We start from the raw sequence: 2098 nt of genomic DNA, 5'->3' as shown, positions 1-2098 counted from the left end.
GGCTCTCCGGAAAATCGGGTTGATCCGGGGTCAAATCGCATCCTCCTCGATCAGCCGCGCCAAGGTTGATAGGTCGATGCCGAAGTGGACATCCGGCGCCGGTGGGAGCGCCTTCAGGGTGGTGATGAATTCAACGGTGTTGCCCGCTCCCTTCAGCGGCCGTTCAAGGGCGGGGCGGCGCAGGAAGGCCGGCGGGGTAAGGTCGCCCTGCCAGTCGCGCAGCAGCTTCCCTTTCGGCATCGGTCCGATTTTGCTGGCACCGTGGGCGAGCAGCACCTTGGCCCGCAGCACCTCTATGCTGTATCCGCGCCCCATCCGGTTCAGCACCTTCACCAGCCCGTTCAGTGCCTCGACGTAGGCGTTGGTCGGTCCACCCGGCACGTCGAAGTAAGCCCAGATCGGTGCGCTCCAGTTGCCCACCGCCGTGGTCAGCGCGCCGAACCCCGGCCGCAGTTCGGCCGGCAACCGCTCCGCCCAGGACCGATACGCCTCCCTGGCGTCGCCGCTGGTCATTGAGGGGATTTCCCAAATGCCGAAAAAGTCCTCCTTCGCCTCGTAGGCGGCCTTCAGCAAGGGGAACTCGTTCGTCCAGGCTTCCAGCACGATCTGCTGATCCATGCGCAGGTCACGGCGCCTGGTCAGCAGTACGAAGCGGTCATGCATCAACCGGCGACGGCGGGCGGGTGGCAGATCGGCGCGTAGCGCCTTGCGCACGCCCTCCAGGGCCTCATTCGCCATCTTCTGGACGTGCCACTTGTCGATCACCACTACGGCGCGCGGCAGCAGGGCGCGCACCGCATCGTAGTAGGGCCGCCACATATCCATGGTGACGATCTCCACCGTCTCCTTGGCCGGGAGTTTGGTCAGCCACGTCGCCACCGTCTTCTGGCTCCGGTCGGCGGTGATGTCGAGCGCCGTGCGGGCCTCCACATTGGCAAACACACCACGGGCCTTACCGATCAGGTGCACCTCGTCGATGCCCAGCCAGCGGGGTGTGGCGAACTCCAGGCGGCCGATCTCCCGCTCGGACCAGTCTGACCAGACGAGCCGAACGGTCTTCTCATCGACACCAACACCGGCCGCGACCTCGGTGAAGGTGAGGCGCAGCGCCGTGCGGCCGATGTATTCCACCAGCCGCTTGGTCATCCGGCGATCCGGGTCGAACGCCTCGTGCTGGTCGTAGCTGGTCCGGCCGCAGCCACGACACAGGAAGCGCTGCCGCGACCACTCGATCAGCACCCGCTTGCCGTGGACCGGAGTGTCCCTGAGACCCTGCGTCTTGGTGCCGTTGGCGACCATCGGTCCTCCGGCACAGTAGGGGCAGGCGTCGAGCGCGCGGCGGCGGCCTACCCGGATCAGGTAATCGTGCGCGTCCTCCCTGGTCTCGATCACGTCCAGGCCAGGGAGGTTGAGGATGTCGGACATGAAAAGCGCCGCGTCCCGGTTGTCGTTGACCGACAGCCTTCTACCAGCCCTATCCAGGAAGCGGGAGTCCGGCATGCGTCGGCTCGTGATCCGTGGGGACAGCGTTCAGCGCCGGCCTTCCATCTCGGAAACCTGGGCGCCGCTGTACCAGCGATTTGCGTCCTTCAGCAGTTCGCTGTCACCCTGATAGCGACGCGCCATTTCTTCAGCGGTAGTCTTCCCGTCGCGAATTTTCATCGCGAGTTGTTGCGGCAACGAATACTCGTACGACCAGTTACCGCCCTCACCAAGATACTCCTTATAATTCGGCCGCACCTTTCGGTCGAGCCAGCCATCATCCGCCAACTGTTTCAGCAGGCGACGCAGGCGGGCCGCTGCGTTTTGGGTGTCGTCGGTGCGGCCAGGGAACTTCTCGGCAAAAGCAGTAATGAAGTCGAGTTCGTCGTCGTAGATCGTGCCGCACGTCAGGCCACCGTAACTACGGAAGACCATCGGGCCACCATTCCGGGACTCGTTCCCCCAGCTCAGCACGTCATAGAGACGCTGGAAGACGAAGGCACACTGAGCCGTTCTTCGCTTCATGGCGCGGCGCTCCTCTATGGGATCAACCTAAAAATCCGATTTAACAATGCCATGACGGCGGCTGCCCATCAACCCGATTTTCCGGAGAGCC

Annotated in this window: 2 protein-coding genes; both read right to left on the bottom strand. The window is 64.0% G+C overall.

The genetic code is table 11. The annotated features are described in order from the left end of the window. Positions 1–30 precede the first annotated feature (30 nt). Positions 31–1500, bottom strand: coding sequence for an ISL3 family transposase (locus tag FHW79_RS32210; protein WP_183182678.1), 1470 nt, complete (start codon positions 1498–1500; stop codon positions 31–33). 30 nt (positions 1501–1530) lie between these two features. Beyond that, complete coding sequence (locus FHW79_RS32205; RefSeq protein WP_183182677.1) at positions 1531–2007, bottom strand: hypothetical protein; 477 nt, start codon at positions 2005–2007, stop codon at positions 1531–1533. Between the last annotated feature and the right edge of the window lie 91 nt (positions 2008–2098).

Source organism: Azospirillum sp. OGB3 (assembly GCF_014192915.1).
Classification (GTDB): Bacteria; Pseudomonadota; Alphaproteobacteria; order Azospirillales; family Azospirillaceae; genus Azospirillum.
Note: the sequence above shows the minus strand (reverse complement) of the source record. Positions and strands in the feature narration are given on the sequence as shown.

What these genes read in the sequence shown, in the direction of transcription:
- FHW79_RS32205 (WP_183182677.1), bottom strand. Translation starts at nt 2,007, where the DNA reads ATGAAGCGAAGAACGGCTCAGTGTGCCTTCGTCTTCCAGCGTCTCTAT.
- FHW79_RS32210 (WP_183182678.1), bottom strand. Translation starts at nt 1,500, where the DNA reads ATGCCGGACTCCCGCTTCCTGGATAGGGCTGGTAGAAGGCTGTCGGTC.